Raw genomic sequence first — 26,828 nt, 5'->3', positions numbered from 1 at the left:
AATTACGGCTCCTTAAAGGCTGTTGATCAGCGTGGCGAAAGTTTCCTGCGCAGCCTTGATGATCTGCGAAGACGCTGTGTAGTACTGCTGATACTTGACCAGGTTGCCGGTCTCTTCATCCAGGTTGACCTGTGACAGCGAGTCCCGCGCACCCTGGGCCTGATCCAGGATCACCGTGGTGGCTGCGCTGTCGGACTTGCTCTGGGCGGCCTGGGTACCGACGTTGGTGACCAGTTTGTTGTAAGCGTCGGTCAGGCTGATGCCCTTGCTCGCCGTGCCGGTGTCCACGGTCTGCTTGGTTTGCAGGCCGACCAGTGCCTGGGCGTTGCGGTTGTCCGAAGAGGCCGCGCCGGTCAGGTTGATGGTGAAGGTTTCGCCGGAGCCCGGCGTCGCGCCCACGGTGGTCTGCACGGTGAAGGTCTTTTGCACGCTCGGCGTGACGGTGGTGTCCAACACTGGAGCACCGGTGGAGTCGACCATGCCGATCTTGAGGTTCAGGGTGTTCGCCTGACCGGGAACGATGACGCCGGAACCGATCGTGAAGCCCTTGGCGTCGACCATGTTGTAGGTCTGGCTGCCGCTGGTGGTGGCGCCGAAGACCAGTTTGACCGGGGTCGAATACTTGAGCGCGTTCTGCAGCTCCGCCTTGGAGGCCGGGTTGTAGATGTCGACAACGTCGGTCAGCGTCGGCTGGGTGTAGGTACCCGAGTTGTTGGCACTGGCCACGCCGGTCAACGGTCCGGCTGCCGCGATTTTCTTCGGATCGGTGAGCACGGTCTGAATGCTGGCCGCCGCGTTGCGGGTCGGAGTGACCTTGAACGTGTCGCCAGCGCTCAAGGCACCGCCGTTGAGGGCCAGGGTAAAGCCGTCGATCACCGGTGGCGGCGTGGTCGTGGTGCTGAACGAACCCATGTCGGTGCCGTCGGAGCGCTTGACCGTGTAGTTGGTCGCGCTGGTGAAGGTGACCTGGTAGTCGCTGGTGGTCAGCTTGCCGGTGTCCTTGATGGTGACGTCAAGGTTGCCCGAACCTGCGCTGTTGCCGGACTGGGCAATACTGCGCTGACTGATCAGGGCGGCACTGTTGATGTCGTTGAAAATGGCCGCGCCAAAGTCACCGTTCTTGTCGATGCCCTGGGCTTGCTGGCGGTTGATCTGGTCGGCAACGACCAGTGCCACACGGCCCAGCTCGTTGAGTGCAGGATCGAGAACTTCCTTGCGATAAGTCAGCAGGCCGCCGATTTCACCACCGGTCATCGCCGAAGTGATGTCGATGGTGCTCGAACCACGATCCATCTGGATGCCCATGCGCGACGGGTCACCCTTGACCGGCACGGTGCTCAGGGTATTGGTGGTATTGCCGATGACCAACGGCTGGCCGTTGCCGATGTAGATGTCGAAGCTGGTACCACGTTCAACGACTTGCGTACCGGTCAACTCGGAGAGCTGACGCACGGCTTCGTTGCGGGTATCGAGCAGATCGTTCGGCTGGCCGCCGCTGGTGGAGATCTCGCCGATTTTCTGGTTCAGGGTGGCAATCGAGGTTGCCAGCTTGTTCACCTGGGACGCCATGTCGGACAGGTTGCCGTTGAGCGTGGCGTTCTGATCGTTCATCTGCTTGGCCAGCGCGTTGAAGCGACTGGTCAGGGCCTGCGCGCCGGTCAGCACCGACTGACGGGAGGTGTCGTCGGTGGCCGAGGCCGATACGCCTTGCATCGAAGTGAAGAATTTCTGCAGCACGCCGGTCAGGCCGGTGTTGGTGTCCGACAACGAGCCGTCCAGTGCAGTCGCCTGCGCACCGAAGGCGGCGGCTTCGCTGTTGAGCGACGTGGCGGTACGTAGCTGCGATTCGAGGTAAGAGTTGTACACCCGGCGCACGTCGGCCAGGGTCGTACCGGTGCCGATGAACACGTTGCCGTACTGAATCGAGGACTTGGTGCCCTGCACGGTTTGCTGGCGTGAATAACCGGCGGTGTCGACGTTGGCAATGTTGTTACCTGTCACAGCCAGAGAGGATGAACTCGCGTTCAACCCCGACATCCCGATATTGAGCAAACTCATGATTCAAACCTTACCTTGTGTTTATAAGGGCGTTGTTGAAACGCCGGCCGCAGCGTAGTTCTGATTAACCGTCATCTGTTTGGCAATCTGCGAAATCTTCGTCGCGTAGTTCGGGTCGGTCGCGTAACCGGCCTTTTGCAACTCGCGTACAAACTGTTCTGGGTTATCGGCCGACTTCAGCACATCTTGATAGCGATTATTGCTCTGCAGCAAAGTCACCAGATCGTGGAAGCTGTCCTTGTACGAGGCATAGGAACGGAACTCGGCCGTCTCCTTGACCATCTGCCCGTTGCGGAATTCGCTGGTGATCGCCCGGGCCGAATCGCCCTTCCAGTTGCTGCTGGCCTTGATGCCGAACAGGTTGTGACTGCTGCTGCCGTCCTGGGCGCGCATGACCGATTTGCCCCAACCGGTTTCCAGTGCAGCCTGAGCCACCAGATAACGCGGATCGACGCCAATGCGTGCGGCGGCTTCCTGGGCCATCGGCAGCATGGTGTTGACGAACTGGTCGGCGTTGCTGAACGCGCGCTTGGCGGGCGCCAGCGGGATCTGCGCCATGGCGCGACCGTAAATCTGCATCTGCCCGCCGGAGGCCTTGTCCGCCTCGGCGCGGTCCAGCCAGTCGCCGTTGTACAGCGGACCGGAACCGGTAGCAGCGGCGGTCGTGGCGCGTTGCGGGAGCTGAGTGGCCGCCGCCGGCGTGGCCGATGGCACCAGACCTGCGAGCAAGCGATCCGCCAGTTTCGGCGGCAGCGCCAGACGACGCTGGTTGATCATTTCCATGTCATTGCGATGGGTCAGCTCGGTGCTCGGCGCATGCACCGAACGCGATGCCCACAACGGACGCTCGCCATTGAGTCGCGACAACGGGCCATTGGTGGCCACGGTGCCGGCGGCAACCGGCGTGACCACGGCTGCGGCCCTGGCTTTGGCTTCTTCCTGCTTGGCGGCGGATGCGGCCGCAGCCTCGCCCGGCGCCATCGGTTTGTTCTTCGACATCTGGCGCATCAGCACGTCGGCCAGGCCGATACCCCCGCCCTCGCGAGACATGGAAACCGCCAGTTGCTGGTCGTACATTTCCTGATACTGCTTGGCTGCCGGCGTGTTGAGCGGGTTGTCCTGGCCCAGCGCTTCGGTGGCCGAACGCATCGACTTGAGCATTTCACCGAGGAACAACGATTCGAATTCCTGCGCAACCTTGCGCATGTTCGCATCGCTGTTCTTGTCGCCGACCTTGAGCTGGTTCAAGCGATTGAGGTCGGAGTACGAACCCGAATCACTGCTGCTGACCAGACCGCTTTTGCGCATATCCATGGTCGCCGTCCTCAGATCACGATCAGGTCGGCTTGCAACGCGCCGGCCTGCTTCAGTGCTTCGAGGATGGCCATCAGGTCACCCGGCGCAGCGCCGACCTGGTTCACCGCCCGGACGATCTCGTCGAGGGTGGTGCCCGGGCCGAACTTGAACATCGGCTTGGCTTCCTGTTCGGCATTGACCCGCGAGCGCGGCACCACGGCGGTCTGGCCGTTGGACAGCGGGCCCGGCTGACTGACGATCGGGTCTTCGGTGATGGTCACGGTCAGGCTGCCGTGGGTCACGGCGGCCGGCGAGACCTTCACGTTCTGGCCGATGACGATGGTGCCGGTGCGCGAGTTGATAATGACTTTCGCCACGGCCTGACCCGGATCGACCTCGAGGTTTTCCAGGATCGACAGATAGTCGACGCGCTGGCTCGGATCGAGCGGCGCGGTCACGCGGATCGAACCGCCGTCGATGGCCTGGGCAACGCCAGGGCCGAGCATGTCGTTGATCTTGTCGACGATGCGCTTGGCCGTGGTGAAGTCGGAACGGTTGAGGTTCAGCGTCAGGCTGTTGCCCTGGTTGAAACCGCTCGGCACCGAACGCTCGACCGACGCACCGCCAGGGATGCGACCGGCCGACGGAACGTTGACGGTGATCTTCGAACCGTCACGACCTTCGGCATCGAAACCGCCAACCACCAGGTTGCCCTGGGCGATGGCGTAGACGTTGCCGTCGATACCCTTGAGCGGGGTCAGCAACAGGGTGCCGCCGCGCAGGCTCTTGGAGTTACCGATGGACGAGACAGTGATGTCGACCTGCTGACCCGGCTTGGCGAACGCCGGCAGATCGGCACTCACCGACACCGCCGCGACGTTTTTCAACTGCACGTTGCCCGATCCCGGCGGCACTTTGATGCCGAACTGCGAGAGCATGTTGTTGAAGGTCTGCAGGGTGAACGGGGTCTGCGTGGTCTGGTCGCCGGTGCCGTTAAGACCGACCACCAGGCCATAGCCGATCAACTGGTTGGAACGCACGCCGGAAATGCTGGCGATGTCCTTCAACCGTTCGGCTTGTGCATTGAAGGCCGCCGACAGCAACAGCGCGGCCACCATAAAGCTTTTCAGATTCAACGTAGCCACCTAGAAAGGGAACAGCGGGCTGAGGAAGAAACGGTCGAACCAGCCTGGCTGACTCGCATCGGCGAACGAACCAGTGCCCGAGTAGGTGATGCGCGCATCGGCGACCCGGGTCGAGGACACGGTGTTGTCGGTGGCGATGTCATCGGCCCGCACGAGACCGGCGATCCGCACCAGTTCGTCACCGGTGTTGAGGGTCATCCACTTCTCGCCGCGCACGGCGATGATGCCGTTGGGCAGCACGTCGGCCACGGTCACAGTGATCGAACCGGTCAGGGTGTTGCCCTGGGCAGCCTTGCTGTCACCCTTGGTCGCGCGGTCGCCGCTGTAGCCGACGTCCAGGCTCAGATCGTTGCCGCCCAACGGGTTGTTGGTGGTGGCGCTGCCGCCGAACAGCGACGTCAGGCCGATGCCGGTCTTGCTGTTCTTGGCCACCTGCGAGTTGGCGTTCTTGCTGGCCTGGGTCTTCTCGTTCAGGGTGATGGTGATGATGTCACCGACCCGGAACGCCTTGCGGTCGCTGTACAGGTTCTGCTCGAAACCGGCCTGATAGATCGAGCCGTTGTTGGCAGCCGACGGCAACGGAGTGCGCGGCAACACCGGGGCGTAGTAAGGATCATTGGGCTTGGGCGTCGGAGCGACGCAGCCCGCGAGCGAGACGACCCCACTCAATGCCACAACAGATACAAAGCGCTTCATGACCCTTACCTCACGGTGTTGCAGGCGACCTCATGGCCGCCTCATAGACTTGATTACAGATTCTGCGTTACGAACGAGAGCATCTGGTCGGCGGTGGAGATCACCTTGGAGTTCATCTCGTACGCGCGCTGGGTGGTGATCATGTTGACCATCTCTTCCACAGTACTGACGTTGGAGGTTTCCAGGGTGTTCTGCAGGGTGGTACCGAAACCGTTCAGGCCCGGAGTACCGACTTGCGGTGCACCGGAAGCGGCGGTTTCCAGGAACAGGTTGTTGCCCACCGCTTGCAGACCGGCCGGGTTGATGAAGTCGGCGGTTTGCAGGTTGCCGATCACCTGGGCGGCAGGGTTGCCGGCAATGGTGATCGACACGGTGCCGTCACGACCTACAGTGAAGGTCTGGGCGTTGTTCGGGATGACAATCGCCGGCTCCAGGGCGAAACCGCTGGCGTTGACGATCTGGCCGTTGGAGTCGAGGTGGAAAGTACCGTCACGGGTGTAGGACGTGGTGCCGTCCGGTTGCAGGATCTGGAAGAAACCGCGACCGTCGATGGCCATGTCCAGCGGCTGCTCGGTGGTTTGCAAGCTGCCGGCGGTGAAGTTCTTCTGGGTGCCGACGATGCGCACACCGGTACCCACTTGCAGACCCGACGGCAGCTCGCTGTCCTGGGTCGACTGGGCGCCTGGCTGACGCTTGATCTGGTACAGCAGGTCCTGGAACTCGGCGCGGTCACGTTTGAAACCCGTGGTCGACACGTTCGCCAGGTTGTTGGAAATGGTGGTCAGGTTGGTGTCCTGGGCGGACAGACCGGTTTTGGCAACCCATAGAGCCGGAAGCATTCGATTCTCCTCGTGCGCCTGTTTTACGGCGCGACGTTCTGATAATTAGCTGATCTGCAAGACCCGAGCCATGGCCTGGTCGTCGTCTTTGGCGGTGTTCATCATCTTGACGTGCAACTCGAACTGCTTGGCCAGGGCCAGCACCGACGTCATTTCTTCCACGGCATTGACGTTGCTCGACTCCAGGAAACCCGACACCAGTTTGACGTTGGCATCGGCCGGCGCAGGCTGGCCGTCCTTGGTGTAAATCGAACCGTCCAGGCCCTTGTTCATGTTCTTGATGTCCGGGTTGACCAGCTTGATGCGGTCGACTTCGGCCATGACGCGCGGGCCTTCGCCCATCGCACGGATGCTGATGGTGCCGTCTTCACCGACTTCCACCTGCTGCTCCGGCGGCACGGCGATCGGCCCGCCATTGCCCATGACCGGCATGCCGTTGCCGGCACGCAAGACGCCGAGGGCATCGATATTGAGGCTGCCGGTGCGCACGTAGCTTTCACCGCCATTGGGGTTCTGCACGGCGATGAAGCCGTTGCCGCTGACGGCGACGTCGAGGTCACGGCCGGTCTGCACCAGCGAGCCCGGCGTGAAGTCGGTGGCGGGCCGTTCGCTCATGGCAAACGCACGCGCCGGAAAGCTGTCACCGAATACCGGCATCGAACGCGCCTGCTCCAGGTCGCGCTGAAAACCGTTGGTGGAGATGTTCGCCAGGTTGTTGGCATGAGCCTTTTGCGCCAGTGCGTTCTGGCTGGCGCCGGTCATTGCCACATAAAGGTACTTGTCCACACTCTTTCCTCTGCATGCCGGACGTTTGCCGCCCACCGCTGTACTGCTGAGCCATAAGCAATTTGCAGACCAACTTTTTTCTGGCGGCCGAAGGCCCGGTAAACAAAGGACTTGAGGGATTTTGCGGAGAGGAGGGAAATGTATCGAAGACGAAAAACCGGCGGTGTCATGCCGCTTGGCGGCAAACACCGACGCGGAGGTTGCCCGGACTACCGCTTTCGCGAGCAAGCTCGCTCCCACAAGAGATCGCATGTCCACTGTGGGAGCGAGCTTGCTCGCGATGAGGCCACCAGAAGCGATGCAATTACCGGTTAAGACTCACTCTTGCCGACTTCGTACTCACGCAGCTTGTTGGCAATCGTGGTGTGCGAAACCCCGAGCCGCTTGCCCAGCTGCCGGCTGCTCGGATGCTCGGAATACAAGCGCTCCAGCACCGCTTTCTCGAAGCGCCCGACAATCTCGTCGAGCCCGCCTTCGAGGGAGAAATCGCCAAGCGGCTGACGCACACCGTAATCCGGCAGACGAATGTGCTCGGCCTTGACCGTGCCGCCGTCGCACAGCGAAACCGCCTGAAACAATACGTTCTCCAGCTGCCGCACGTTGCCCGGCCAATGATAGCGACTGAGCCGGTCCATTGCCGCCGGCGCCAGTTTCGGCAACGGGCAGCCGATCTGCCGACTGGCCTGATCGAGAAAGTGCTCCACCAGCGGCGTCAAACCGTCGAGGCATTCGCGCAGTGGCGGAATGTGCAGTGAAAGCACGTTCAAGCGGTGATACAGATCCTGACGAAACTCGCCGCGAGCGCACAGCTCCGACAAGTCCACCTGGGTTGCGCAGATCACCCGTACGTCCAGGTAAACCTCTTCATCACTGCCTACGCGACGGAAGCAGCCGTCCTGCAGGAAGCGCAGCAATTTCACCTGCAAGCGCGGGCTCATTTCGCCGACGCCATCGAGGAACAGCGTGCCGCCCGCCGTCAGTTCCAGCAGCCCGAGCTTGCCTTCGGCCCGCGCGCCTTCAAAGGCACCGGGGCCGTAGCCGAACAGCTCGGTCTCGGCCATCGACTCCGGCAGCCCAGCGCAGTTGAGCGCCATCAAGGGTGACTGGCCGCGCGGGCTCGCCAGGTGACAGGCCCGCGCCAGCAATTCCTTGCCAGTGCCGGTTTCACCTTCAATCAGAAGCGGTGCATCCAGCGGCGCCATGCGTCGTGCTTCGCGCACCACCGCCGCCATCACTTTCGAGCTCTGGAAGATACTGTCGAAGCCTCGCAGCTCCTGTTTGCGCACGTTGTAGATGCGCTCGCCGACGCGGTCCGCACGGTGCAAGGTCAGCACGGCACCGGCCATGGCTTCGCTGTCGTCGTGCTCCGATTGCAGCGGCGCGATGTCGGCCAGAAAAATGTCGCCCTTGACCTTGACCCGCATCCCGTTGATTCGCGACTTGTTCGCGCGCACCAGCTCCGGCAGGTCGAAATCTTCGGCGTAGCGTGACAGCGGAATCCCTGGCACCTCGTCCACCCGCACCCCAAGCAACTGCGCCGCCGCACGGTTGGCCGCAACAATGGAGCCGCCCATGTCGATCGACAACACCGGAAACTCCAGCGCCCCCAGCAGCGCATTCAACTCCATGTGCCGCCGCTCGCTGGGCATCAGCCCTACCCGCTTGACGCCGAACACCCCGGCAATCGCCTCGAACTTGGGCCGCAGCGCCTGGAACTGAATGTTGATCAGGTTAGGGCAATGCAGGTAGATCGCGTTGCCATGCTCACCGCCAACCTCGCCACGGGCGACGTTGATCCCGTACTCCACCAGCAGATTGAGGATGTCGCGAAGGATGCCGATGCGGTTCTGGCAGTGGACTTTGATACGCATATAAAGGCCCGACGAAGATAGGGTTGAACACAATCCCTGTGGGAGCGAGCTTGCTCGCGAAAGCGATTTGTCTGGTACATCAATGCTGAATGTCCCGACGCAATCGCGAGCAAGCTCGCTCCCACAGGATTTTGCGACGCACCTTGGTCTCGTTTTCTGCCCAGGCGCGCAAATAGTCGTCAAGATTATGTGACAGCCACGGGCCTTTTCAAACCCGACAGTCACCGCAAACACGACTTATCGCACGAAGCGTAACGAAAATTTTACGAATCAAAGAGACTTTTCCTACTCGACCGGTCATCAACCTGCTGCAACAACGAACGTTCCGGGGTATTTCTCAGTCCATCGCAGGACATAACAAGAACGAAATTCCCCTCGCAGGAGAGCAGCATGAAGCAGACGCAATACGTGGCCCGCGAGCCCGATGCGCAAGGTTTTATCGACTACCCCGCCGAAGAACACGCGGTGTGGAACACGCTGATTACCCGCCAGATGAAAGTGATCGAGGGTCGCGCGTGCCAGGAATACCTGGACGGTATCGAAAAACTCGGTCTGCCCCACGACCGCATCCCGCAACTGGGCGAGATCAACAAGGTGCTCGGCGAGACCACCGGCTGGCAGGTTGCCCGCGTTCCCGCGCTGATCCCCTTCCAGACCTTTTTCGAATTGCTCGCCAGCAAGCAGTTTCCGGTGGCCACGTTCATTCGCACCCGTGAAGAGCTGGACTACTTGCAAGAGCCGGACATTTTCCACGAGATCTTTGGCCACTGCCCGCTGTTGACCAATCCGTGGTTCGCCGAATTTACCCACACCTACGGCAAGCTCGGCCTGCAAGCGACCAAGGAAGAACGCGTTTATCTGGCGCGCCTGTACTGGATGACCATCGAGTTCGGCCTGGTCGACACGCCGCAGGGCAAACGCATCTACGGCGGCGGCATCCTGTCCTCGCCGAAGGAAACCGTTTACAGCCTGTCGGACGAGCCCGAGCATCAAGCCTTCGATCCGCTGGAAGCCATGCGCACGCCGTACCGCATCGACATTCTGCAACCGCTGTATTTTGTCCTGCCGAACCTCAAGCGCCTGTTCGACCTGGCCCACGAAGACATCATGGCCATGGTCAAGCAAGGCATGCAGTTGGGTCTGCACGCACCAAAATTTCCGCCAAAACCAAAAGCTGCGTGACCCGCGACTTTTGCTTACAAGTGAGTCTGTCAGTCGTCGCCACTTTGGTTTAGCGTGGCGACATTGACGACCGTAACAGCTCTTATAAAAAAGACATCCGATCTCAGGAATCAAACCATGTCCACTTTGAACCAAGCCCATTGCGAAGCGTGCCGTGCCGATGCCCCACAAGTCAGCGATGAAGAACTGCCGATCCTGATCAAGCAGATCCCTGACTGGAACATCGAAGTACGCGACAGCATCATGCAGCTGGAAAAGGTCTTCCTGTTCAAGAACTTCAAACACGCGCTGGCCTTCACCAACGCCGTCGGCGAGATCTCCGAGGCTGAAGGTCACCACCCGGGCCTGCTGACCGAATGGGGCAAAGTCACCGTGACCTGGTGGAGCCACTCGATCAAGGGTCTGCACCGCAACGACTTCATCATGGCCGCGCGCACTGACGAAGTGGCCAAGACCGCAGAAGGACGCAAGTAATGCACTTCGACGCCATCGGCCGGGTGCCCGGCGACCCGATCCTCGGCCTGATGGAGGCCTACGCGCAGGACTCCAATCCGCGCAAGTTCGATCTCGGCGTGGGTGTCTACAAGGACGCCCAGGGCCTGACGCCGATTCCCGAAGCGGTGAAAATCGCCGAGGCGCGTCTGGTCGAGAGCCAGGACACCAAGACTTACATCGGAGGCCACGGCAATCCGCTGTTCGGCAAGGTCATCAACGAGCTGGTGCTCGGTGCCGATTCGGCACTGATCGCCGGGCAACGCGCCGGCGCCACCCAGACTCCGGGTGGCACTGGCGCCTTGCGTCTGGCGGCGGACTTCATCGCGCAATGCCTGCCGGGCAAAGGCGTATGGCTGAGCAACCCGACCTGGCCGATCCACGAAACGATTTTCGCGGCGGCCGGGGTCAAGATCAGCCATTACCCGTACGTCGGCAGCGACAACCGCCTCGACGTCGACGCGATGCTCGCCGTGCTCAATGAAGTACCAAAAGGCGATGTGGTGCTGCTGCACGCATGCTGCCACAACCCGACCGGTTTCGACCTGAGTCACGACGACTGGCAGCGGGTGCTGGACGTGGTACGTCGTCGCGATCTGCTGCCGTTGATCGACTTTGCCTACCAGGGCTTTGGCGACGGTCTGGAGCAGGATGCGTGGTCGACCCGGCTGTTCGCCGCCGAGTTACCCGAGCTGCTGATCACCAGTTCCTGCTCGAAGAACTTCGGCCTGTATCGCGACCGTACCGGTGCGTTGATCGTCAGCGCGAAAACCGCTGACAAGCTCATCGACATTCGCAGCCAGCTGGCGCACATCGCCCGTAACCTGTGGTCGACGCCGCCGGATCACGGCGCGGCTGTGGTCGCCACGATCCTCGCCGACCCGGAGCTGAAACGTCGCTGGGCCGACGAAGTGGAAGCCATGCGTCTGCGCATCGCCCAGCTGCGCAGCGGTCTGGTGGAAGCACTGGAGCCGCACGGCCTGCGCGAGCGATTTGCGCACATTGGCGTGCAACGCGGGATGTTCTCCTACACCGGCCTGTCGCCGGAACAGGTGAAGAACCTGCGCGAGCATCACAGCGTGTACATGGTCAGCTCGGGCCGGGCCAACGTCGCGGGAATTGATGCGACGCGCCTCGACTTGCTGGCCGAAGCGATCGCCAACGTCTGCAAATAACCCTCTCCGTGATCGTTCCCACGCTCTGCGTGGGAATGCAGCACGGGACGCTCTGCGTCACTGCCGAAGCGGACGCGGAGCGTCCATTGAGGCATTCCCACGCGGAGCGTGGGAACGATCAGGCACGGAACGTGGGGTCGATCAGGGCTGCGTCACCTTGCCGCACTTGTCTAGACAATCCCGCCCGTCGAAACAAATGGATTTAAAAATCTATTTGTCACTTTTCCTGCTGTATCCTTCGCAAGCTTTCTGAAAGCGCGGATCTACCAGATCTATCAACAGACTTAGCGAGGAGCGCAACCATGCACGAGATTCCGAATCTCCCCTTCCCAAGCCTGCACGAAACTGAGCAGACGACCACGCAACAAGCCGGTGCCCAACAGCCCGAGCCGAAAGAAGCCGCCGAGAGCCGTCCGGCCGACAGCGAAGAGTAAGTAACACCCGCCGTACAGACCGTGTGGAAAGCGCTAACATGCGCTTTCCACACTGCCTGAAACCTGAGCTGCCATGTCCAAAGAATTCGATGAACAACAGGCCGAGATCCTGATCGGTGCCACCGAGAAAATGATCGAGATCTGGAGCCGTCTCTCGCCCGAGAAACAGGCCGCCCTCCTCGCCCGTTTCGGCAGCGAAGAAAACGCCCTGGCCGCCCTGGTCACCACGCAATTGGTCGCCCCGGCCAAATAGTTTTACTTTTCCCCGCCCCAGACGCGTCCGCATCGGTATCATGAGCAGCCTATCTATTCTGCTCTTCCCGTGGATTGTTACCCATGTCGTCCTCTATGCCAGAACCCCAGCGCCCCCTGGCGGTCACGCTGCAAGTCGTTTCCATCGTCCTGTTCACCTTCATCGGCTACCTGAACATCGGCATTCCGCTGGCGGTGCTGCCCGGCTACGTGCACAGCGACCTGGGCTTCGGCGCGGTCATCGCCGGGCTGGTGATCAGCGTGCAATACCTTGCCACCCTGCTCAGCCGTCCGTATGCCGGCAAGATTATCGACAACCAGGGCAGCAAACGTGCGGTGATGATTGGCCTGGCCGGGTGCGGTTTGAGCGGTGTGTTCATGCTGATTTCGGCGTGGACACCCAACCTGCCGCTGCTGAGCCTGATCAGTCTGTTCGTCGGCCGTCTGGTACTGGGCAGCGCGGAAAGCCTGGTCGGCTCAGGCTCGATCGGCTGGGGCATCGGCCGTGTCGGCGCCGCCAACACCGCCAAGGTCATCTCGTGGAACGGTATCGCCAGTTACGGCGCACTGGCGGTCGGCGCGCCGCTGGGGGTGTGGCTGGTCAGCCGTTTCGGTCTGTGGAGCATGGGTGTGAGCATTCTGCTGCTGGCCACGCTGGGGCTGCTGCTGGCCTGGCCGAAAACCGCCGCGCCGATCGTGGCCGGCGAGCGTCTGCCGTTCATGCATGTTCTCGGTCGCGTCTTCCCCCACGGCTGCGGACTGGCGCTGGGCTCGATCGGTTTCGGCACCATCGCCACCTTCATTACCCTGTATTACGCCACGCAGCACTGGGATAACGCGGTGCTGTGCCTGAGCCTGTTCGGCGCCAGCTTCATCGGTGCGCGACTGCTGTTCGGCAACCTGATCAACCGCCTCGGCGGCTTTCGCGTGGCGATTGCCTGTCTGTCGGTGGAAACACTGGGTCTGCTGTTGTTGTGGCTCGCGCCAGACGCGCACTGGGCATTGGCCGGCGCGGCATTGAGCGGTTTCGGTTTCTCGCTGGTATTCCCGGCGCTGGGCGTGGAAGCCGTAAACCTGGTGCCAGCCTCCAGCCGTGGAGCGGCAGTCGGGGCCTATTCGCTGTTCATCGACTTGTCACTGGGCATCACCGGGCCTCTGGCCGGAGCCATTGCAGCGGGCTTCGGTTTTGCCTCGATCTTCCTGTTCGCCGCCCTCGCCGCATTGAGCGGTCTGGCATTGAGCGTCTATCTCTACCGCCACACGGCGAAGTACCGCGAAGACTAGAAATCCACCTTGCCGCGCCCGGCCTTGATGCTGCCGCGTTTGGTCTTCGACTCGAGCCGACGTTTCTTTGAACCCAGCGTCGGCTTCGTCGGCCGGCGTTTCTTCTCGACTTTGGTGGCGCTGAGGATCAACTCGGTCAGACGCTCCAGCGCATCGGCGCGATTCTGTTCCTGCGTACGGTATTGCTGGGCCTTGATGATCAGCACACCGTCGCCGGTGATGCGACTGTCGCGCAGCGCCAGGAGCCGCTCCTTGTAGAACTCGGGCAAGGACGAGGCCGGAATGTCGAAGCGCAGGTGCACGGCACTGGAGACCTTGTTGACGTTCTGCCCACCGGCACCCTGGGCGCGGATGTACGTCAGTTCGATCTCGGCATCCGGCAGATGCACATTGTTGGAAATCACCAGCATGGAAACTCTACCTTCAAGTCGCTAAGCGACAGACAACCCCAGTTCGGACAACAGCATCGACGCCTGGGCCCGGGAAATCACCGCACCTTTGAACAGTTTGGCATCGTTGAGCCGAAAACCGCTCAGGTCGGCGCCACGCAAATCGGCATCCGTGAACCTCGCGCCGTTGATGCGTGCGTGAGCCAGGCTGCACTCGACGAACTCGGCCTTGCGAAAGTCGGCATCACTCAAGTCCGCATCGGAGAAATCCAGACCGTTCAACGTCGTGCGGGCGAACGACATGCCGGCCAGAAACGCGCTATTGAGCCGGGTCTCACTGAACGACAGGCCCAGACTGGACGTGTGACTGAAGTTGGCACCGGTCAACTTGCAGCCCGTGAAAGCGACCTGTGCCAGTTTCGCCCGCTGCCAGCGGGTGTTATTCAAATCGCAGCTGCTGAATGAAGCCTCCAGCAACTGGGCCGCTTCGAACACCGCGTGGGCACCTCGACAGCCCTTCCATTGAGTCGCCTCAAGGCGGGCACCGAGAAATTGCGTGCGCAGCAAGGTACAACGCTGGAACTCGGCGCGATCCAGTGTCAGGCGCGACAGATCGACATCGGTGAAATCCACCCCGACAAACCGCAGCGGCAGGCGCTGAGACTCGATCAGCGCCAGCACATCGTCACGCGTCAGCGCGTCTCCCTCGACCTCGTAGTGCGTTTGCACCTGATCCATGTCCGACTCCTTCGCGATTCAATTGGCGCCGGCAGTCTATCGTCACTTCGCGTAGGACCGGGCACAAAAAAGCCGGCAGAAGCCGGCTTTTTTGTTGTCATCCGTTGCCTACTTGGCCGCGGCCCCAAGCACCGCGCGTTGATCGCTGCGCTTGTTCTTGATCACGTAGCAGGCCCACATGAACACCACCCACACCGGAATCGCGTACACCGAGATCTGAATGCCCGGGATCAGCAACATCACGCCGAGGATGAACAGGACGAACGCCAGGCAGATGTAGTTGCCGTACGGGTACCACAGCGCCTTGAACAGCGGCTTCTGGTTGGTCTTGTTCATGTGCTGGCGGAACTTGAAGTGCGAGAAGCTGATCATCGCCCAGTTGATCACCAGCGTTGCAACCACCAGCGACATCAGCAGTTCCAGCGCGTGTTGCGGGATCAGGTAGTTGAGCAACACCGCAACCAGAGTTACCGCCGCCGACGCCAGGATCGAACGCACCGGCACGCCGCGCTTGTCGATCTTCGCCAGCGCTTTCGGCGCATCGCCCTGCTCGGCCATGCCCAGCAGCATGCGGCTGTTGCAGTAGGTGCCGCTGTTGTACACCGACAATGCCGCGGTCAGGACCACGAAGTTGAGGATGTGCGCGGCGGTGTTGCTGCCGAGCATCGAGAACACCTGCACGAACGGGCTGCCGCTGTAGGAATCACCGGAAGCGTTGAGGGTTTCCAGCAGGCTGTCCCACGGGGTCAGCGACAGCAGGATCACCAGTGCGCCGATGTAGAAAATCAGGATCCGGTAGATCACCTGGTTGATGGCTTTCGGGATCACGGTTTTCGGCTTGTCGGCTTCGGCTGCGGTAAAACCGAGCATTTCCAGACCACCGAAGGAGAACATGATGATCGCCATGGCCATCACCAGACCGCTGACGCCGTTGGGGAAGAAGCCGCCGTGGGACCACAGGTTGCTGACCGAAGCCTGCGGGCCGCCATGGCCGCTGACCAGCAGATAGCTGCCCAGGGCGATCATGCCGACAATCGCCACGACCTTGATGATCGCGAACCAGAATTCGGCTTCACCGAAGACTTTGACGTTGGCCAGGTTGATCGCATTGATCAGCACGAAGAACGCGGCGGCAGTGACCCAGCTCGGGATCTCCGGCGCCCAGTAGTGGATGTATTTGCCGACGGCAGTCAGCTCCGACATGCCCACCAGGATGTACAGAATCCAGCAGTTCCAGCCCGACAGGAAACCGGCGAAGCCGCCCCAGTATTTGTGCGCGAAGTGGCTGAAGGAACCGGCCACCGGCTCTTCGACGATCATTTCGCCGAGCTGGCGCATGATCATGAAGGCGATGAAGCCGCAGATGGCATAGCCGAGGATCATCGACGGGCCGGCGGATTTCAGCACCCCGGCCGAGCCGAGGAACAATCCGGTACCGATCGCGCCACCGAGGGCGATCAGTTGAATATGGCGATTTTTCAGGCCGCGTTTCAGCTCGCCTGATTGCGAGTTTTGTCCACTCATGAAAAAGGTCTCACGCAAGGTTTGATGATGTTCAGTAGACGTTGCTGCAAGGTTGCGATTTCAGCCAACCTTGATCAAACCCCAGCGCAGGCACCAGGAATTCAGCTTTTTTACAACGGTCATGCGTCACCTGTTTGTTTTTATCTGTGACGAAATCGAACCCGACACGCTTGTGACGCGGCGGAGTGAACAAGGCGGATAAACCTTGAGGTTTGCGCGATTACGCAGAGGGTCACAGTTAAAACGCGGCGCATTGTACACCGCTAACCCCCTGCTGCCAGACCTCGCCGGATCAGCGTGTCGGTTGCCGGGATTGCATGTGTCCACCCCGGGAGGCCCGGGCGGCTGCAAAAATTGAGTCAGGCCTTTGCAGGCCATCGGCGTGGACGATGGAAAATCCGCCCCACGTGGAGAAGTGAAATTGGATATCGGCGTTCATTGCGCCTCCTTCTTGTTATGCACCTGCACGACAGGCATGCAGCGCATATCACCCTCCAAACGACGCTGAAACAAGCGCGCCAGAGCGCTGCGCAAGGCCCGGCGGGGCTGGCTCCGGCAGATTTTCCTTACAGCCCGACAAAGGCACCCGATTCATGGGACGGCTACGGCTTTTTCGTAAATATTCACTGACAGCGCGTAACGTAAAGTTTCCACTCCAGACCCATCGAAGCCGCGTCCGGCGATTGACGTTTAGCTGGCTAACTATTTGAAAGGCGCCAAGTTTTTTGTTTTAAAACAAGAAAAACACACCCGAAAAAAAGAAATAAAAACTCCAAAAAAAAAAACGCCAACCCTGAGGTTGGCGTTTCTGTTTTCAGCTTGAAGCTCGCCGCTCGAAGCTTACAACGGCCTTATTCCGGCTTCTTGCGACCGAAACCCGGACGCTGGCCGGAACCGGACGGTGCGCCACGGCGCTTGCCCGACGGCTTGTCATCGTCAGCCAGCTTGATGCCCGGACGCTTCGGCGACGGCTTGGCCGGACGCTTGGTGTCGACTGGACGATCCGCCACCGGCGTACCGCGACCTTCGCCACGCTCGGTACGGCCATTGGCCGGACGCGGAGTGCGTGGACCGCGCTCGCCATCCGGACGCGCTGCCGGCTTGCGACCCGGACGCTCGCCTTCGATCTGCGGCTCGCGGACCGGACGCGGACCGGCGCCAATCGGTGCACCGTTGGCCGGACGCAGGGTGCGCACGCGCTCGGTACGGGCCATCGGACGCGACGACTTGCGCTGCATGCGGTCGAGCTTGTCTTTGCTCTTGGCGTTCAGTTGCGGCATGGCCACCGGGGTCAGACCGACTTCGGCACTCAGCACGTCGACTTCGTACTGGCTCATTTCGCGCCAGCGGCCCATCGGCAGATCGGAGTTGAGGAACACCGGACCGAAACGCACGCGCTTCAGGCGGCTGACCACCAGGCCCTGGGATTCCCACAGGCGACGTACTTCACGGTTACGGCCTTCCATCACCACGCAGTGATACCAGTGGTTGAAGCCTTCGCCGCCCGGTGCCTGTTGAATGTCGGTGAAACGCGCCGGGCCGTCTTCCAGCACAACGCCGGCCTTCAGACGCTCGATCATCTCGTCGTCGACTTCGCCACGTACACGAACCGCGTATTCACGGTCCATTTCGTAGGACGGGTGCATCAGACGGTTGGCCAGTTCACCATCGGTGGTGAACATCAGCAGACCGGTGGTGTTGATGTCGAGACGACCGATGTTGATCCAGCGACCTTCTTTCGGACGCGGCAGCTTGTCGAACACGGTCGGACGGCCTTCCGGGTCGTCACGGGTGCAGATTTCGCCATCGGGCTTGTTGTACATGATCACGCGGCGCACCGACTCGGCGGCTTCTTCGCGCTTGATGACCTTGCCATCAATGGTGATTGCGTCGTGCATGTCGACACGCAGACCCAGGGTGGCGTCTTTGCCATTGACCTTGATCCGGCCGGCAGCGATCCAGGATTCAACGTCACGGCGCGAGCCGACGCCGATACGGGCGAGGACTTTCTGCAGCTTTTCGCCTGCTGGGCCGATTTCCTGGTCGTCTTTCTGATTGATGTCACTCATCTGGGCACCTCCCGGTGTGGTCTGTTCAGCGGCGCTGAATTGAGCCGCTGAAACGTTGAAATCTGGGTTTTCGGGCGAAGGGATCGCCGAAGGGTCGCGAATCATACGCGGATGTGGCCCCGCGCGCATCAGAGACTAGTCGATCAGGGCAAGGTTATTTCTTTTTCCGCCGACCGGTGGCCCCGAGCTTGATCAGACGCAGCGCGGCTTCGGCCAGTACGGTGCGCTTGTCGTCCTTGTCGAGTTTCTTCCAGGCCCGGATCTCGCGCTTGCTACGGCCGCAGCCCAGACAGATGTCGTCGCTGAACTTACAGACGCTGATGCACGGGTCCTTGGTCGAGGTCATGCTCAATCCTCGAACTCGCGGCGTTCGGCTTCGATGGCTTCGGCCAGTGCGCGGGCTTCGGCCTCTTCTTCGCTCAGTTCTTCCTCGGCGGCGGGTTCCGGTGCGGGCTGTTCGAGCCGGGCGACGGCGGCCAGCAGCTTTTCCCGGGCCTCGGCCACGCCGAGCACATCGTCTTCCTGCTCTGGCTCAGGCTCGAATTCTGACTCGGACTCAAATTCAGGCTCGAATTCAGATTCGGACTCACCCTCAACCGACGGCTCGACCGGATCGTACTCAACCCCGCTCGGCATCGATTCACCGCCCACCCCGTCACGCAGCAAGTCGTCGAAGTCGGTCTTGATCCCCTCCTCCATGCTGTCCAGCTCCAGCAGCAGCGTGTGAAAACTGGTTTCCTCTTTCGGCTCTTCCGGCTCGGCGCTGGCGTCGGCCAGCTCCTGCAAGCCCGGCGGCACGGGGGCGTCGTCGAAGTCGAGCACCGGGTCCGCCTCGATCTCGCGCAGCTCGGCCAGCGGCGGCAGGTCGTCGAGGTTCTTCAGGTTGAAGTGGTCGAGAAACGCCTTTGTGGTGGCGAACATCGCCGGTTTGCCCGGCACATCGCGGTAACCGACGATGCGGATCCACTCGCGCTCGATCAACGTCTTGACGATGTTGGTGTTGACCGCCACGCCCCGCACGTCCTCGATTTCGCCCCGGGTGATCGGCTGGCGATAGGCGATCAGCGCCATGGTTTCCAGCAGTGCCCGGGAGTAACGCTGCGGACGTTCTTCCCACAAACGGCCGACCCAAGGCGCGAACTTCTCGCGGATTTGCAGGCGATAGCCGGAGGCGACTTCCTTGAGCTCGAACGCCCGGCCCTCGCAGGATTTGCCGAGCAGGGTCAGGGCTTTTTTGAAGACCGGCGGTTCCGGGCGTTCGCCTTCCTCGAACAGTTCATACAGGCGCTCAAGGGATTGCGGCTTTCCCGAGGCCAACAGAAAGGCTTCAAGCAGGGACGCCAGCTCGCGGGGTTCAGTCAGGTTCATATCGGGACTCGTTATTCGGCTCGGGCTCGCACGTGGATCGCGGCGAACGGCTCATTCTGCACCAGCTCGATCAGGGATTCCTTGACCAGTTCAAGGATCGCCATGAAGGTCACCACCACCCCGAGCTTGCCCTCCTCGGCGGTGAACAGCTCGACGAACGGCACAAACCCGCCGCCCTTGAGCCGCTCCAGCACATCGCTCATGCGCTCGCGGGTGGACAGCGCCTCGCGGCTGACCTGATGGCTTTCGAACATGTCGCCCCGGCGCAGCACTTCGGCCATGGACATCAGGATTTCTTCCAGTGCCACGTCCGGCAACAGCTTGCGCGCACGGGCTTCCGGGGCGTCGAGCTTGGGCACGATCACGTCGCGACCGACCCGGCTAAGGCCGTCGATGCCTTCGGCGGCGGCCTTGAAGCGTTCGTATTCCTGCAGGCGGCGGATCAGTTCGGCGCGCGGGTCGTCTTCTTCGTCCTCGACGGTTTCGGCCCGGGGCAGCAGCATCCGCGACTTGATCTCGGCCAGCATCGCGGCCATCACCAGGTACTCGGCGGCCAGTTCCAGGCGCACCGACTGCATCAGCTCGACATAACCCATGTACTGGCGGGTGATTTCCGCCACCGGGATGTCGAGGATATTGATGTTCTGTTTGCGGATCAGGTACAGCAGCAGGTCGAGCGGGCCTTCGAAGGCTTCGAGGAAGACTTCCAGCGCATCGGGCGGGATGTACAGGTCCAGCGGCATTTCCGTGACTGCCTGGCCATAGACCATGGCAAACGGCAGTTCCTGCTGGGCACCGGCCTGGGGATCAACGGTTTCCACTGCGGACATTCAGGCCTCGACCATGAATGGAGCCGGATCGCCGCAACCGACGCGGACCACTTCCGGATCATCGCCCGTGAGGTCGATCACGGTGGAGGCCTTGATGCCGCCAAAACCGCCGTCGATGATCAGATCGACCTGATGCTCGAGCAACTGGCGCATTTCGTACGGATCGCTCAGCGGGTCTTCATCGCCCGGCATGATCAGGGTCACGCTCATCAGCGGCTCGCCCAGTTCGGCCAGCAGCGCCAACGCGATCGGATGGCTCGGCACCCGCAGACCGATGGTGCGTTTCTTCGGATGCAGCAGCAGGCGCGGCACTTCGCGGGTGGCGTTGAGAATGAAGGTGTACGGCCCCGGCAAGTGGGCCTTCAGGATTCGAAAGGTCCCGGTGTCGATCTTGGCGTAATTGCCCAGTTGCGACAGGTCGCTGCAGATCAGCGCGAAATTGTGCTTCTCGTCGAGCTGACGCAGGCGTCGAACGCGCTCGATGCCGTTCTTGTCGCCGATCTGGCAACCGATTGCGTAGGAAGAGTCCGTGGGATAGACCACCACCCCGCCCTTGCGGATGATCTCGACGGCCTGTTTGATCAGGCGCGCTTGCGGGTTTTCCGGATGAATCTGGAAAAATTGACTCACATTCTCTACCTGTTCAGACGGCGGCAATAACTGTGTCATGTTTGAACCGACACCACAGGGGTGGAAGGTCCTCCGGCACCGGCCGGTACTGGCCGATCTCGGACCAGCCACCAGGGCCATGGAAATCACTGCCGGCGCTGACCAGCAGACCGAACTCACGGGCAAGGATTGCCAGGCTGCCCACCTGTTCCGCAGGCTGGTGACCGTTGACCACTTCAATCGCGTGCCCGCCCGCTTGAATATAGTCGGCAATCAGCTTTCGGCGCTTGCTGCGGGTGAAATCGTAGTGCCACGGATGCGCCAGGCTGACCCAGGCGCCGGCGGCGCGCAGCGTGCCGACGGTGTCTTCGAGGGTCGGCCAGTGTTGCTTGACGTCCCCCAGCTTGCCGGCGCCGAGCCATTTGCGAAACGCCTCGGCGCGATCCTTTACAAAACCTTCACGCACCATCCAGTCGGCAAAATGCGGGCGGGCCGGCGCGTTGCCGCTGTCGCCCAGTTCCTGTTGGATCTGCCGCGCGCCGTCGAGCGCATTCGGCATGCCCTTGAGCGCGAGCTTGCGGCTTATTTCTTCTGACCTCAGCCAGCGGCCGTCGTGCAACTGCGCAATTGCCTCGACCAACGGTGCGGCGTTGACGTCGAAACCGTAGCCGAGAACGTGAATGGTCGCCCCGCCCCAAGTGCAGGACAACTCGACGCCGTTGACCAGTTGCATGCCCAGCGCCTCGGCGGCCGTGCGCGCTTCGGCGAGGCCTTCGAGGGTGTCGTGATCGGTCAGGGCCAGGACTCGCACGCCGTTCTCGAACGCACGCGCAACCAGTGCCGCAGGCGCCAGGGCGCCATCGGAGGCCGTGCTGTGGCAGTGCAAATCAACATTCACGGGGATGTGTAACCTCAAATCAGCTGGCGCTATCGCGCGCCCATATGTTTGTTATTATGCCGCCACATCCAGCTTCTGGCTCTCACTGTGAAACAATTCATCGATTTCATCCCGCTTCTGCTGTTCTTCATCGTCTACAAACTCGATCCACGCACCGTCGACGTTGCCGGCCATGAACTGACGGTAGGCGGCATTTACAGTGCCACTGCCATGCTGATCATCAGCTCCCTGGTGGTGTACGGCGCGATCTTCATCAAGCAGCGCAAGCTGGAGAAGAGCCAGTGGCTGACGCTGGTCGCCTGCCTCGTGTTCGGCAGCCTGACCCTGGCCTTTCACAGCGAAACCTTCCTGAAATGGAAAGCCCCGGTGGTCAACTGGCTGTTCGCACTGGCCTTCATCGGCAGCCATTTCATCGGTGACCGCCTGCTGATCAAACGCATCATGGGCCACGCGCTGACCCTGCCGGACGCTGTCTGGACGCGCCTGAACATCGCCTGGATCGCCTTTTTCCTGTTCTGCGGCGCCGCCAACCTGTTCGTCGCGTTCACCTTCCAGGACTACTGGGTGGACTTCAAGGTGTTCGGCAGCCTGGGCTTGACCGTGCTGTTCCTGGTCGCTCAGGGCATCTACCTGTCCCGTCACCTGCACGACGCCGATACCACAACGCCAAAAACCGAGGACTGACATGCTCTACGCCATCATTGCCACCGACGTCGCCAACTCCCTGGAAGCCCGCCTCGCTGCGCGCCCGGCACACCTTGAACGCCTGCAAGTGCTCAAGGGCGAAGGCCGTATCGTGCTGGCCGGCCCGCACCCGGCGGTCGACAGCAATGATCCGGGCGCAGCAGGTTTCAGCGGCAGCCTGATCGTTGCCGAATTCGATTCCCTGAGCGCGGCGCAAGCCTGGGCCGATGCCGACCCGTACATCGCCGCCGGTGTCTACGCCAACGTAATCGTCAAGCCGTTCAAGCAAGTCCTGCCGTAACCTTCCCCGCCAATACCGCCACGCGATGAACCTTGTCGGTTCATCGCGTTCTCAATCGCTCATTATTCTCGTTTGCCGGCCGACAACCTGCCCAATATCCATTTGGAAACAGGAGTCGCGATGCGCAAGGGTCCGTTGTGTCTGATGTTGGTCACGTTGTCGATCATGGCGCCCGCCCATGGTGAAGAAAGCACCGAAGGCGGCAACTCCACGCCGCTGTCGTTGAGCGCCGGCAGTCAGATCACCGAGTTACAGCAGCGCCTGAAGGCCAGCGAGCAGCAACGGGAAGAACTGAACAAACAACTGCAAAATGCCGACAACACCCGCGAAAGCGCCCAGCTTGCCCGGTTGCGCCAGGAGAACCAGCGTCTAAAGCTGCAACTCAAGGAAGCCCAGGCCAGCCCGCTGCCGCGCCTGCTGACCGAACAGCAGCAATGGTTCGTCACCGGGGCCGGGGTAGCGCTATTGGCGCTGCTCTGCGGTATCTTTGCCAGTGGAGCAAGCCGAAAACGTCGGCAATGGCTAAATTGAGTGAGTCATGAGCGAGCTGTTACTGATTGATGATGACGTGGAGCTGTGTGAGCTCCTGAGTAGCTGGCTGAGCCAGGAAGGCTTTCAGGTCCGGGCCTGCCACGATGGTCAGAGCGCCCGCAAGGCGCTGGCCGAAACCGCGCCGGCGGCCGTGGTGCTGGACGTGATGCTGCCCGACGGCAGCGGTCTGGAACTGCTCAAGCAACTGCGCAGCGATCACGCCGACCTGCCGGTACTGATGCTCTCGGCCCGGGGCGAACCGCTGGACCGGATCCTCGGCCTGGAACTGGGCGCCGACGACTACCTGGCCAAACCCTGCGATCCGCGCGAACTGACCGCCCGCCTGCGCGCCGTGCTGCGCCGCAGTCACCCGGCCGCCGTGTCGACCCAGCTCGAACTGGGCGACCTGAGCTTCAGCCCGGTGCGCGGCGTGGTCAGCATCGACGAAAAGGAATTCACCCTCACCGTCTCCGAAAGCCGCCTGCTCGAAGCCTTGCTCAAGCAACCGGGCGAGCCGCTGGACAAACAGGAACTGGCGCAGATCGCCCTCGGCCGCAAGCTGACCCTGTACGACCGCAGCCTCGACATGCACGTCAGCAACCTGCGCAAAAAGATCGGCCCGCACCCCGACGGCCGCCCGCGCATCGTCGCCCTGCGCAGTCGTGGCTACTACTACAGCCTCTGATCGTCTGTCAGTTTTGTCAGGTCGGCGCGAAAACGTGTTTACCCAAGCTTTACACAGCGCTGACCGCCGCTGACCTTGATCTCCGTAATCTGTACTCATCCGGAACGTACCGGGAACGAGACAAAGGAGATTCACCATGCGCAAGACTCTTATCGCTCTGATGTTTGCCGCTGCCCTGCCGACCGTCGCCATGGCCATGCCACAGGATGGCGGCCCGATGGGTGGCCCGCTGGACGGCCCGCGCCATGGCGGTCAGATGCACGGCATGCACGGCAAAGGCCCGTACAGCCAGCTGGACCTGTCCCGCGAACAGCGCGAGCAGATCCGCAAGATCATGGGCGAGCAGATGCACGAGCGTAAGCAGACGGTCGAAAAATACCTGGAGAAACTCTCGCCAGCCGACCAGAAAGCCATGAAGGACGAGATGGCGGCCAACCACAAGAAAGCCGAATCCGATGTCCGCGCCGTTTTGAAACCGGATCAACAGAAGAAATTCGACGAGATCCAGAAGAAACAGGCCGAGCGTCGCGCCGAATGGGCCGAGTTCAAAGCCTGGAAAGCGCAACAGCCGCAAAAGGCGCAATAATGTTCTGACCCCAGGCCCGACGGCTTACCCCGTCGGGCCTGCTTTCACCCGATCAAATGTGGGAGCGACGGTGCGACGATTCGACTTGCTCGCGATAGCGGTGTATCAGACAAGACTTAGCTGTCTGACACTACGCTATCGCGAGCAAGCTCGCTCCCACAGGGTTTTGCGTTTGTTCTGAGGAATCATTGTGCGTTCATTGTTCTGGCGTATCCTCGCCAGCTTCTGGCTGGCCATCGCTCTGGTTGCAGGGCTTTCCATTCTGCTGGGGCACATGCTCAACCAGGACGCGTGGATCCTCAGCCGCCACCCGGGCCTCAACACTCTGGCCGCCGAATGGACGCAGACCTACGAAGCCCAGGGCGAAGACGCCGCCCAGGACATCCTCGAACAACGCAAACGCCAATATCACATCGACGTGCAAGTGCTGAACGAAAGCGGCGACCCGGTGGTGCGCGGCACCTTTCCCCGTCGCGCAGCTGCTTTCGAGGCGCGGCAGAACAACGATGACCGACGCCTGCCCTGGCGCCGACTGACCGACGAATTCACCAGCGACAAAAGCGGCGACACCTACCTCTTCATCTACCGCATCCCGCACCCGGAACTCGACGCCTGGCACCGCGAAAGCCTGCTCTGGCCATTGAGTGCGCTGGGCATCGCACTGGTGGTGCTGACCCTGTTCAGCCTGTTGGTGACGTTCTCCATCACCCGCCCGCTCAGTCGCCTGCGCGGCGCCGTTCATGACCTCGGCCAGACCACCTATCAACAGAACAGCCTCGCGCAACTGGCCAACCGTCGTGATGAATTCGGTGTGCTGGCCAACGACTTCAACCGCATGGGCGCACGCCTGCAAAGTCTGATCGGCAGTCAGCGCCAGCTGTTGCGCGACGTCTCCCACGAATTGCGTTCACCACTGGCACGACTACGCATCGCGCTGGCACTGGCCGAACGGGCCAGCCCGGAAGAACGGGAAAAACTCTGGCCGCGCCTGACCCGCGAGTGTGATCGCCTGGAAGCGCTTATCAGTGAAATTCTGGTACTGGCGCGGGTCGATGCCGACAACGCCAGCGCCGAAGAAGTGGATCTGAATGCCTTGCTCGCCACCCTGCAAAAGGACGCGCAACTCGGCTCGCCGGAACAGGCCGTGCATCTGGAAGCCGAACCCGCGCTCAATCTGAAAGGCTGGCCGACCATGATCGAACGCGCCGTGGATAACCTGCTGCGCAATGCCCAGCGCTTCAACCCGGTCGGGCAGTCGATTGAAATGCAGGCTTCACGTCAGGGCGAGCGGATCGTGGTCAGCGTGCGTGACCATGGGCCGGGCGTGCATGCCGAACATCTGAGCCAGTTGGGCGAACCGTTTTATCGGGCGCCCGGCCAGACTGCTGCCGGACATGGCCTGGGACTGGCGATTGCCCGACGGGCGGCGGAGCGGCATGGTGGGACCCTGGTGCTGGTCAATCACCCGCAGGGCGGGTTTGTGGCCAGTCTTGAATTGCCGCTGGAGCCGGGGGCTGTTGTTCAGCCCTGATGGAGTCAGGCTTTACCCGGCCAGGCGCTGACAAACTCCGCCAGATCAACCTTCTCGGCCACCCGCGGTTCTTTCTGCGGCGTGCCGAGGTACAGGAACGCAATCACCTCTTCGTCATCCGTCAGGCCCAAACCCTTGGCGACATGTTTCGAATAAGCCAGATCACCGGTGCGCCACACCGCGCCAATCCCCTGCGCGTAAGCCGCCAGCAAAATCCCGTGCGCTGCACAGCCCGCGGCCAGCAACTGCTCGGCCTTCGGGTATTTGACGTGATCCTGCAATTTGGCGATGACCACGACCACCAGCGGCGCGCGGAGCGGGCCGTTGCGGGCCTTGTCGATCATTGCTTCGGAGACTTCGCCTTCCTGCATCTGTGCAGCTTCGGCCAGCAACTCGCCCATCTGCTCACGCGCCGCGCCTTCGACGGTCAGGAAGCGATACGGCTGCAAATGGCCGTGATCCGGTGCGCGGGTCGCGGCGGCGAACAGCACTTCGCGCTGTTCGGCGGTGGGGGCCGGATCGATCAGTCGTGGAACGGAAACACGGTTGAGCAAAGCGTCGAGAGCCTGCATCGG

At 61.6% G+C, this 26,828-nt stretch carries 29 protein-coding genes; 12 read left to right on the top strand and 17 right to left on the bottom strand.

Translation table 11 applies throughout. The features are described 5' to 3' along the window. Window positions 1-12: 12 nt before the first annotated feature. The 7 genes from flgK to IHQ43_RS07900 all read right to left on the bottom strand — a co-directional run bounded on the left by flgK (window position 13) and on the right by IHQ43_RS07900 (window position 8,691). Window positions 13-2,058, bottom strand: coding sequence for a flagellar hook-associated protein FlgK (flgK, locus tag IHQ43_RS07930; RefSeq protein ID WP_192563970.1), 2,046 nt, complete (start codon window positions 2,056-2,058; stop codon window positions 13-15). Between the two features lie 21 nt (window positions 2,059-2,079). Next, entirely contained in the window at window positions 2,080-3,372 is a 1,293-nt protein-coding gene (gene flgJ, locus IHQ43_RS07925; protein WP_192563969.1) for a flagellar assembly peptidoglycan hydrolase FlgJ, read from the bottom strand. 11 nt (window positions 3,373-3,383) lie between these two features. Continuing rightward, a complete protein-coding gene (locus IHQ43_RS07920) occupies window positions 3,384-4,472 on the bottom strand; it encodes a flagellar basal body P-ring protein FlgI (protein WP_045121865.1) in 1,089 nt (362 codons plus the stop codon). Between the two features lie 27 nt (window positions 4,473-4,499). Then, window positions 4,500-5,195 (bottom strand): flagellar basal body L-ring protein FlgH, encoded by a 696-nt coding sequence (gene flgH, locus IHQ43_RS07915; protein WP_192563968.1) that lies wholly within the window; start codon window positions 5,193-5,195, stop codon window positions 4,500-4,502. Between the two features lie 53 nt (window positions 5,196-5,248). Continuing rightward, the gene (flgG, locus tag IHQ43_RS07910; RefSeq protein ID WP_192563967.1) at window positions 5,249-6,034 is read right to left on the bottom strand and encodes a flagellar basal-body rod protein FlgG; all 786 of its coding nucleotides are present in this window, start codon (window positions 6,032-6,034) and stop codon (window positions 5,249-5,251) included. A 45-nt stretch (window positions 6,035-6,079) separates the two neighbouring features. Beyond that, the gene (locus IHQ43_RS07905) at window positions 6,080-6,820 is read right to left on the bottom strand and encodes a flagellar basal body rod protein FlgF (RefSeq protein WP_011333016.1); all 741 of its coding nucleotides are present in this window, start codon (window positions 6,818-6,820) and stop codon (window positions 6,080-6,082) included. Window positions 6,821-7,131: 311 nt separating this feature from the next. Then, the gene (locus tag IHQ43_RS07900) at window positions 7,132-8,691 is read right to left on the bottom strand and encodes a sigma-54-dependent transcriptional regulator (RefSeq protein ID WP_192563966.1); all 1,560 of its coding nucleotides are present in this window, start codon (window positions 8,689-8,691) and stop codon (window positions 7,132-7,134) included. Window positions 8,692-9,081: 390 nt separating this feature from the next. Here IHQ43_RS07900 and phhA point away from each other — a divergent pair, with 390 nt between their 5' ends. The 6 genes from phhA (at window position 9,082) to IHQ43_RS07875 (ending at window position 13,510) form a co-directional block, all read left to right on the top strand. Next, window positions 9,082-9,873, top strand: a complete 792-nt coding sequence (phhA, locus tag IHQ43_RS07895; protein WP_039765515.1) for a phenylalanine 4-monooxygenase — start codon at window positions 9,082-9,084, stop codon at window positions 9,871-9,873. Window positions 9,874-9,990: 117 nt separating this feature from the next. Further along, the gene (locus IHQ43_RS07890) at window positions 9,991-10,347 is read left to right on the top strand and encodes a 4a-hydroxytetrahydrobiopterin dehydratase (protein WP_003222798.1); all 357 of its coding nucleotides are present in this window, start codon (window positions 9,991-9,993) and stop codon (window positions 10,345-10,347) included. Continuing rightward, window positions 10,347-11,540: an amino acid aminotransferase gene (locus tag IHQ43_RS07885; protein WP_192563965.1), complete on the top strand. Its 1,194-nt coding sequence runs from the start codon at window positions 10,347-10,349 to the stop codon at window positions 11,538-11,540. Before IHQ43_RS07890 ends, IHQ43_RS07885 begins: the two co-directional genes overlap by 1 nt. Window positions 11,541-11,842: 302 nt before the next feature. Next, on the top strand, window positions 11,843-11,974 hold the full coding sequence (locus IHQ43_RS29685; RefSeq protein ID WP_007958347.1) for a hypothetical protein: 132 nt from the start codon (window positions 11,843-11,845) through the stop codon (window positions 11,972-11,974). A 73-nt stretch (window positions 11,975-12,047) separates the two neighbouring features. Next, window positions 12,048-12,227, top strand: coding sequence for a hypothetical protein (locus IHQ43_RS07880; protein WP_007958348.1), 180 nt, complete (start codon window positions 12,048-12,050; stop codon window positions 12,225-12,227). Between the two features lie 95 nt (window positions 12,228-12,322). Next, a complete protein-coding gene (locus IHQ43_RS07875; RefSeq protein ID WP_172829517.1) occupies window positions 12,323-13,510 on the top strand; it encodes an MFS transporter in 1,188 nt (395 codons plus the stop codon). Here the strand turns inward: IHQ43_RS07875 and arfB are convergent. The 9 genes from arfB to IHQ43_RS07830 all read right to left on the bottom strand — a co-directional run bounded on the left by arfB (window position 13,507) and on the right by IHQ43_RS07830 (window position 21,935). Continuing rightward, on the bottom strand, window positions 13,507-13,920 hold the full coding sequence (gene arfB / locus IHQ43_RS07870; RefSeq protein ID WP_011333010.1) for an alternative ribosome rescue aminoacyl-tRNA hydrolase ArfB: 414 nt from the start codon (window positions 13,918-13,920) through the stop codon (window positions 13,507-13,509). The two genes, IHQ43_RS07875 and arfB, sit on opposite strands and share 4 nt — an antisense overlap. Window positions 13,921-13,941: 21 nt before the next feature. Next, on the bottom strand, window positions 13,942-14,637 hold the full coding sequence (locus tag IHQ43_RS07865) for a pentapeptide repeat-containing protein (protein ID WP_192563964.1): 696 nt from the start codon (window positions 14,635-14,637) through the stop codon (window positions 13,942-13,944). 108 nt (window positions 14,638-14,745) lie between these two features. Beyond that, window positions 14,746-16,161 (bottom strand): amino acid permease, encoded by a 1,416-nt coding sequence (locus tag IHQ43_RS07860; protein WP_192563963.1) that lies wholly within the window; start codon window positions 16,159-16,161, stop codon window positions 14,746-14,748. An 851-nt stretch (window positions 16,162-17,012) separates the two neighbouring features. Next, window positions 17,013-18,230, bottom strand: a complete 1,218-nt coding sequence (gene rluB / locus IHQ43_RS07855; RefSeq protein WP_192563962.1) for a 23S rRNA pseudouridine(2605) synthase RluB — start codon at window positions 18,228-18,230, stop codon at window positions 17,013-17,015. Window positions 18,231-18,384: 154 nt separating this feature from the next. Then, window positions 18,385-18,576, bottom strand: coding sequence for a DUF1289 domain-containing protein (locus tag IHQ43_RS07850; protein WP_192563961.1), 192 nt, complete (start codon window positions 18,574-18,576; stop codon window positions 18,385-18,387). Between the two features lie 2 nt (window positions 18,577-18,578). Continuing rightward, window positions 18,579-19,598 carry an SMC-Scp complex subunit ScpB gene (gene scpB / locus IHQ43_RS07845; protein WP_192563960.1) on the bottom strand — a complete coding sequence of 340 codons (1,020 nt, stop codon included), beginning with the start codon at window positions 19,596-19,598 and terminating at the stop codon, window positions 18,579-18,581. A gap of 11 nt (window positions 19,599-19,609) precedes the next feature. Continuing rightward, window positions 19,610-20,308, bottom strand: coding sequence for a segregation and condensation protein A (locus tag IHQ43_RS07840; RefSeq protein ID WP_170844946.1), 699 nt, complete (start codon window positions 20,306-20,308; stop codon window positions 19,610-19,612). 120 nt (window positions 20,309-20,428) lie between these two features. Further along, on the bottom strand, window positions 20,429-21,058 hold the full coding sequence (locus IHQ43_RS07835) for an L-threonylcarbamoyladenylate synthase (RefSeq protein WP_096822250.1): 630 nt from the start codon (window positions 21,056-21,058) through the stop codon (window positions 20,429-20,431). Window positions 21,059-21,071: 13 nt separating this feature from the next. Continuing rightward, window positions 21,072-21,935, bottom strand: a complete 864-nt coding sequence (locus IHQ43_RS07830) for a PHP domain-containing protein (protein WP_085747145.1) — start codon at window positions 21,933-21,935, stop codon at window positions 21,072-21,074. An 87-nt stretch (window positions 21,936-22,022) separates the two neighbouring features. On the opposite strand from IHQ43_RS07830, the gene IHQ43_RS07825 reads away from it, so the two are divergent. The 6 genes from IHQ43_RS07825 to IHQ43_RS07800 all read left to right on the top strand — a co-directional run bounded on the left by IHQ43_RS07825 (window position 22,023) and on the right by IHQ43_RS07800 (window position 26,253). Beyond that, window positions 22,023-22,619, top strand: coding sequence for a septation protein A (locus tag IHQ43_RS07825; RefSeq protein ID WP_192563959.1), 597 nt, complete (start codon window positions 22,023-22,025; stop codon window positions 22,617-22,619). Window position 22,620: 1 nt separating this feature from the next. Further along, complete coding sequence (locus tag IHQ43_RS07820) at window positions 22,621-22,920, top strand: YciI family protein (protein ID WP_011333002.1); 300 nt, start codon at window positions 22,621-22,623, stop codon at window positions 22,918-22,920. A 120-nt stretch (window positions 22,921-23,040) separates the two neighbouring features. After that, the gene (locus IHQ43_RS07815; protein ID WP_192563958.1) at window positions 23,041-23,451 is read left to right on the top strand and encodes an SH3 domain-containing protein; all 411 of its coding nucleotides are present in this window, start codon (window positions 23,041-23,043) and stop codon (window positions 23,449-23,451) included. Window positions 23,452-23,458: 7 nt separating this feature from the next. After that, complete coding sequence (locus IHQ43_RS07810; RefSeq protein WP_192563957.1) at window positions 23,459-24,136, top strand: response regulator transcription factor; 678 nt, start codon at window positions 23,459-23,461, stop codon at window positions 24,134-24,136. 136 nt (window positions 24,137-24,272) lie between these two features. Continuing rightward, a complete protein-coding gene (locus IHQ43_RS07805) occupies window positions 24,273-24,722 on the top strand; it encodes a Spy/CpxP family protein refolding chaperone (protein ID WP_007958371.1) in 450 nt (149 codons plus the stop codon). A 190-nt stretch (window positions 24,723-24,912) separates the two neighbouring features. Beyond that, entirely contained in the window at window positions 24,913-26,253 is a 1,341-nt protein-coding gene (locus tag IHQ43_RS07800) for a sensor histidine kinase (protein WP_192563956.1), read from the top strand. Window positions 26,254-26,258: 5 nt separating this feature from the next. Here the strand turns inward: IHQ43_RS07800 and IHQ43_RS07795 are convergent, their stop codons facing one another. After that, window positions 26,259-26,825, bottom strand: coding sequence for a nitroreductase family protein (locus IHQ43_RS07795; protein WP_192563955.1), 567 nt, complete (start codon window positions 26,823-26,825; stop codon window positions 26,259-26,261). Between the last annotated feature and the right edge of the window lie 3 nt (window positions 26,826-26,828).

The organism is Pseudomonas gozinkensis (assembly GCF_014863585.1).
In the GTDB taxonomy this organism is placed as follows: Bacteria; Pseudomonadota; Gammaproteobacteria; order Pseudomonadales; family Pseudomonadaceae; genus Aquipseudomonas; species Aquipseudomonas gozinkensis.
The sequence above is the reverse complement of the archived record's forward strand: the minus strand, read 5'-3'. Positions and strand labels throughout refer to the sequence as shown.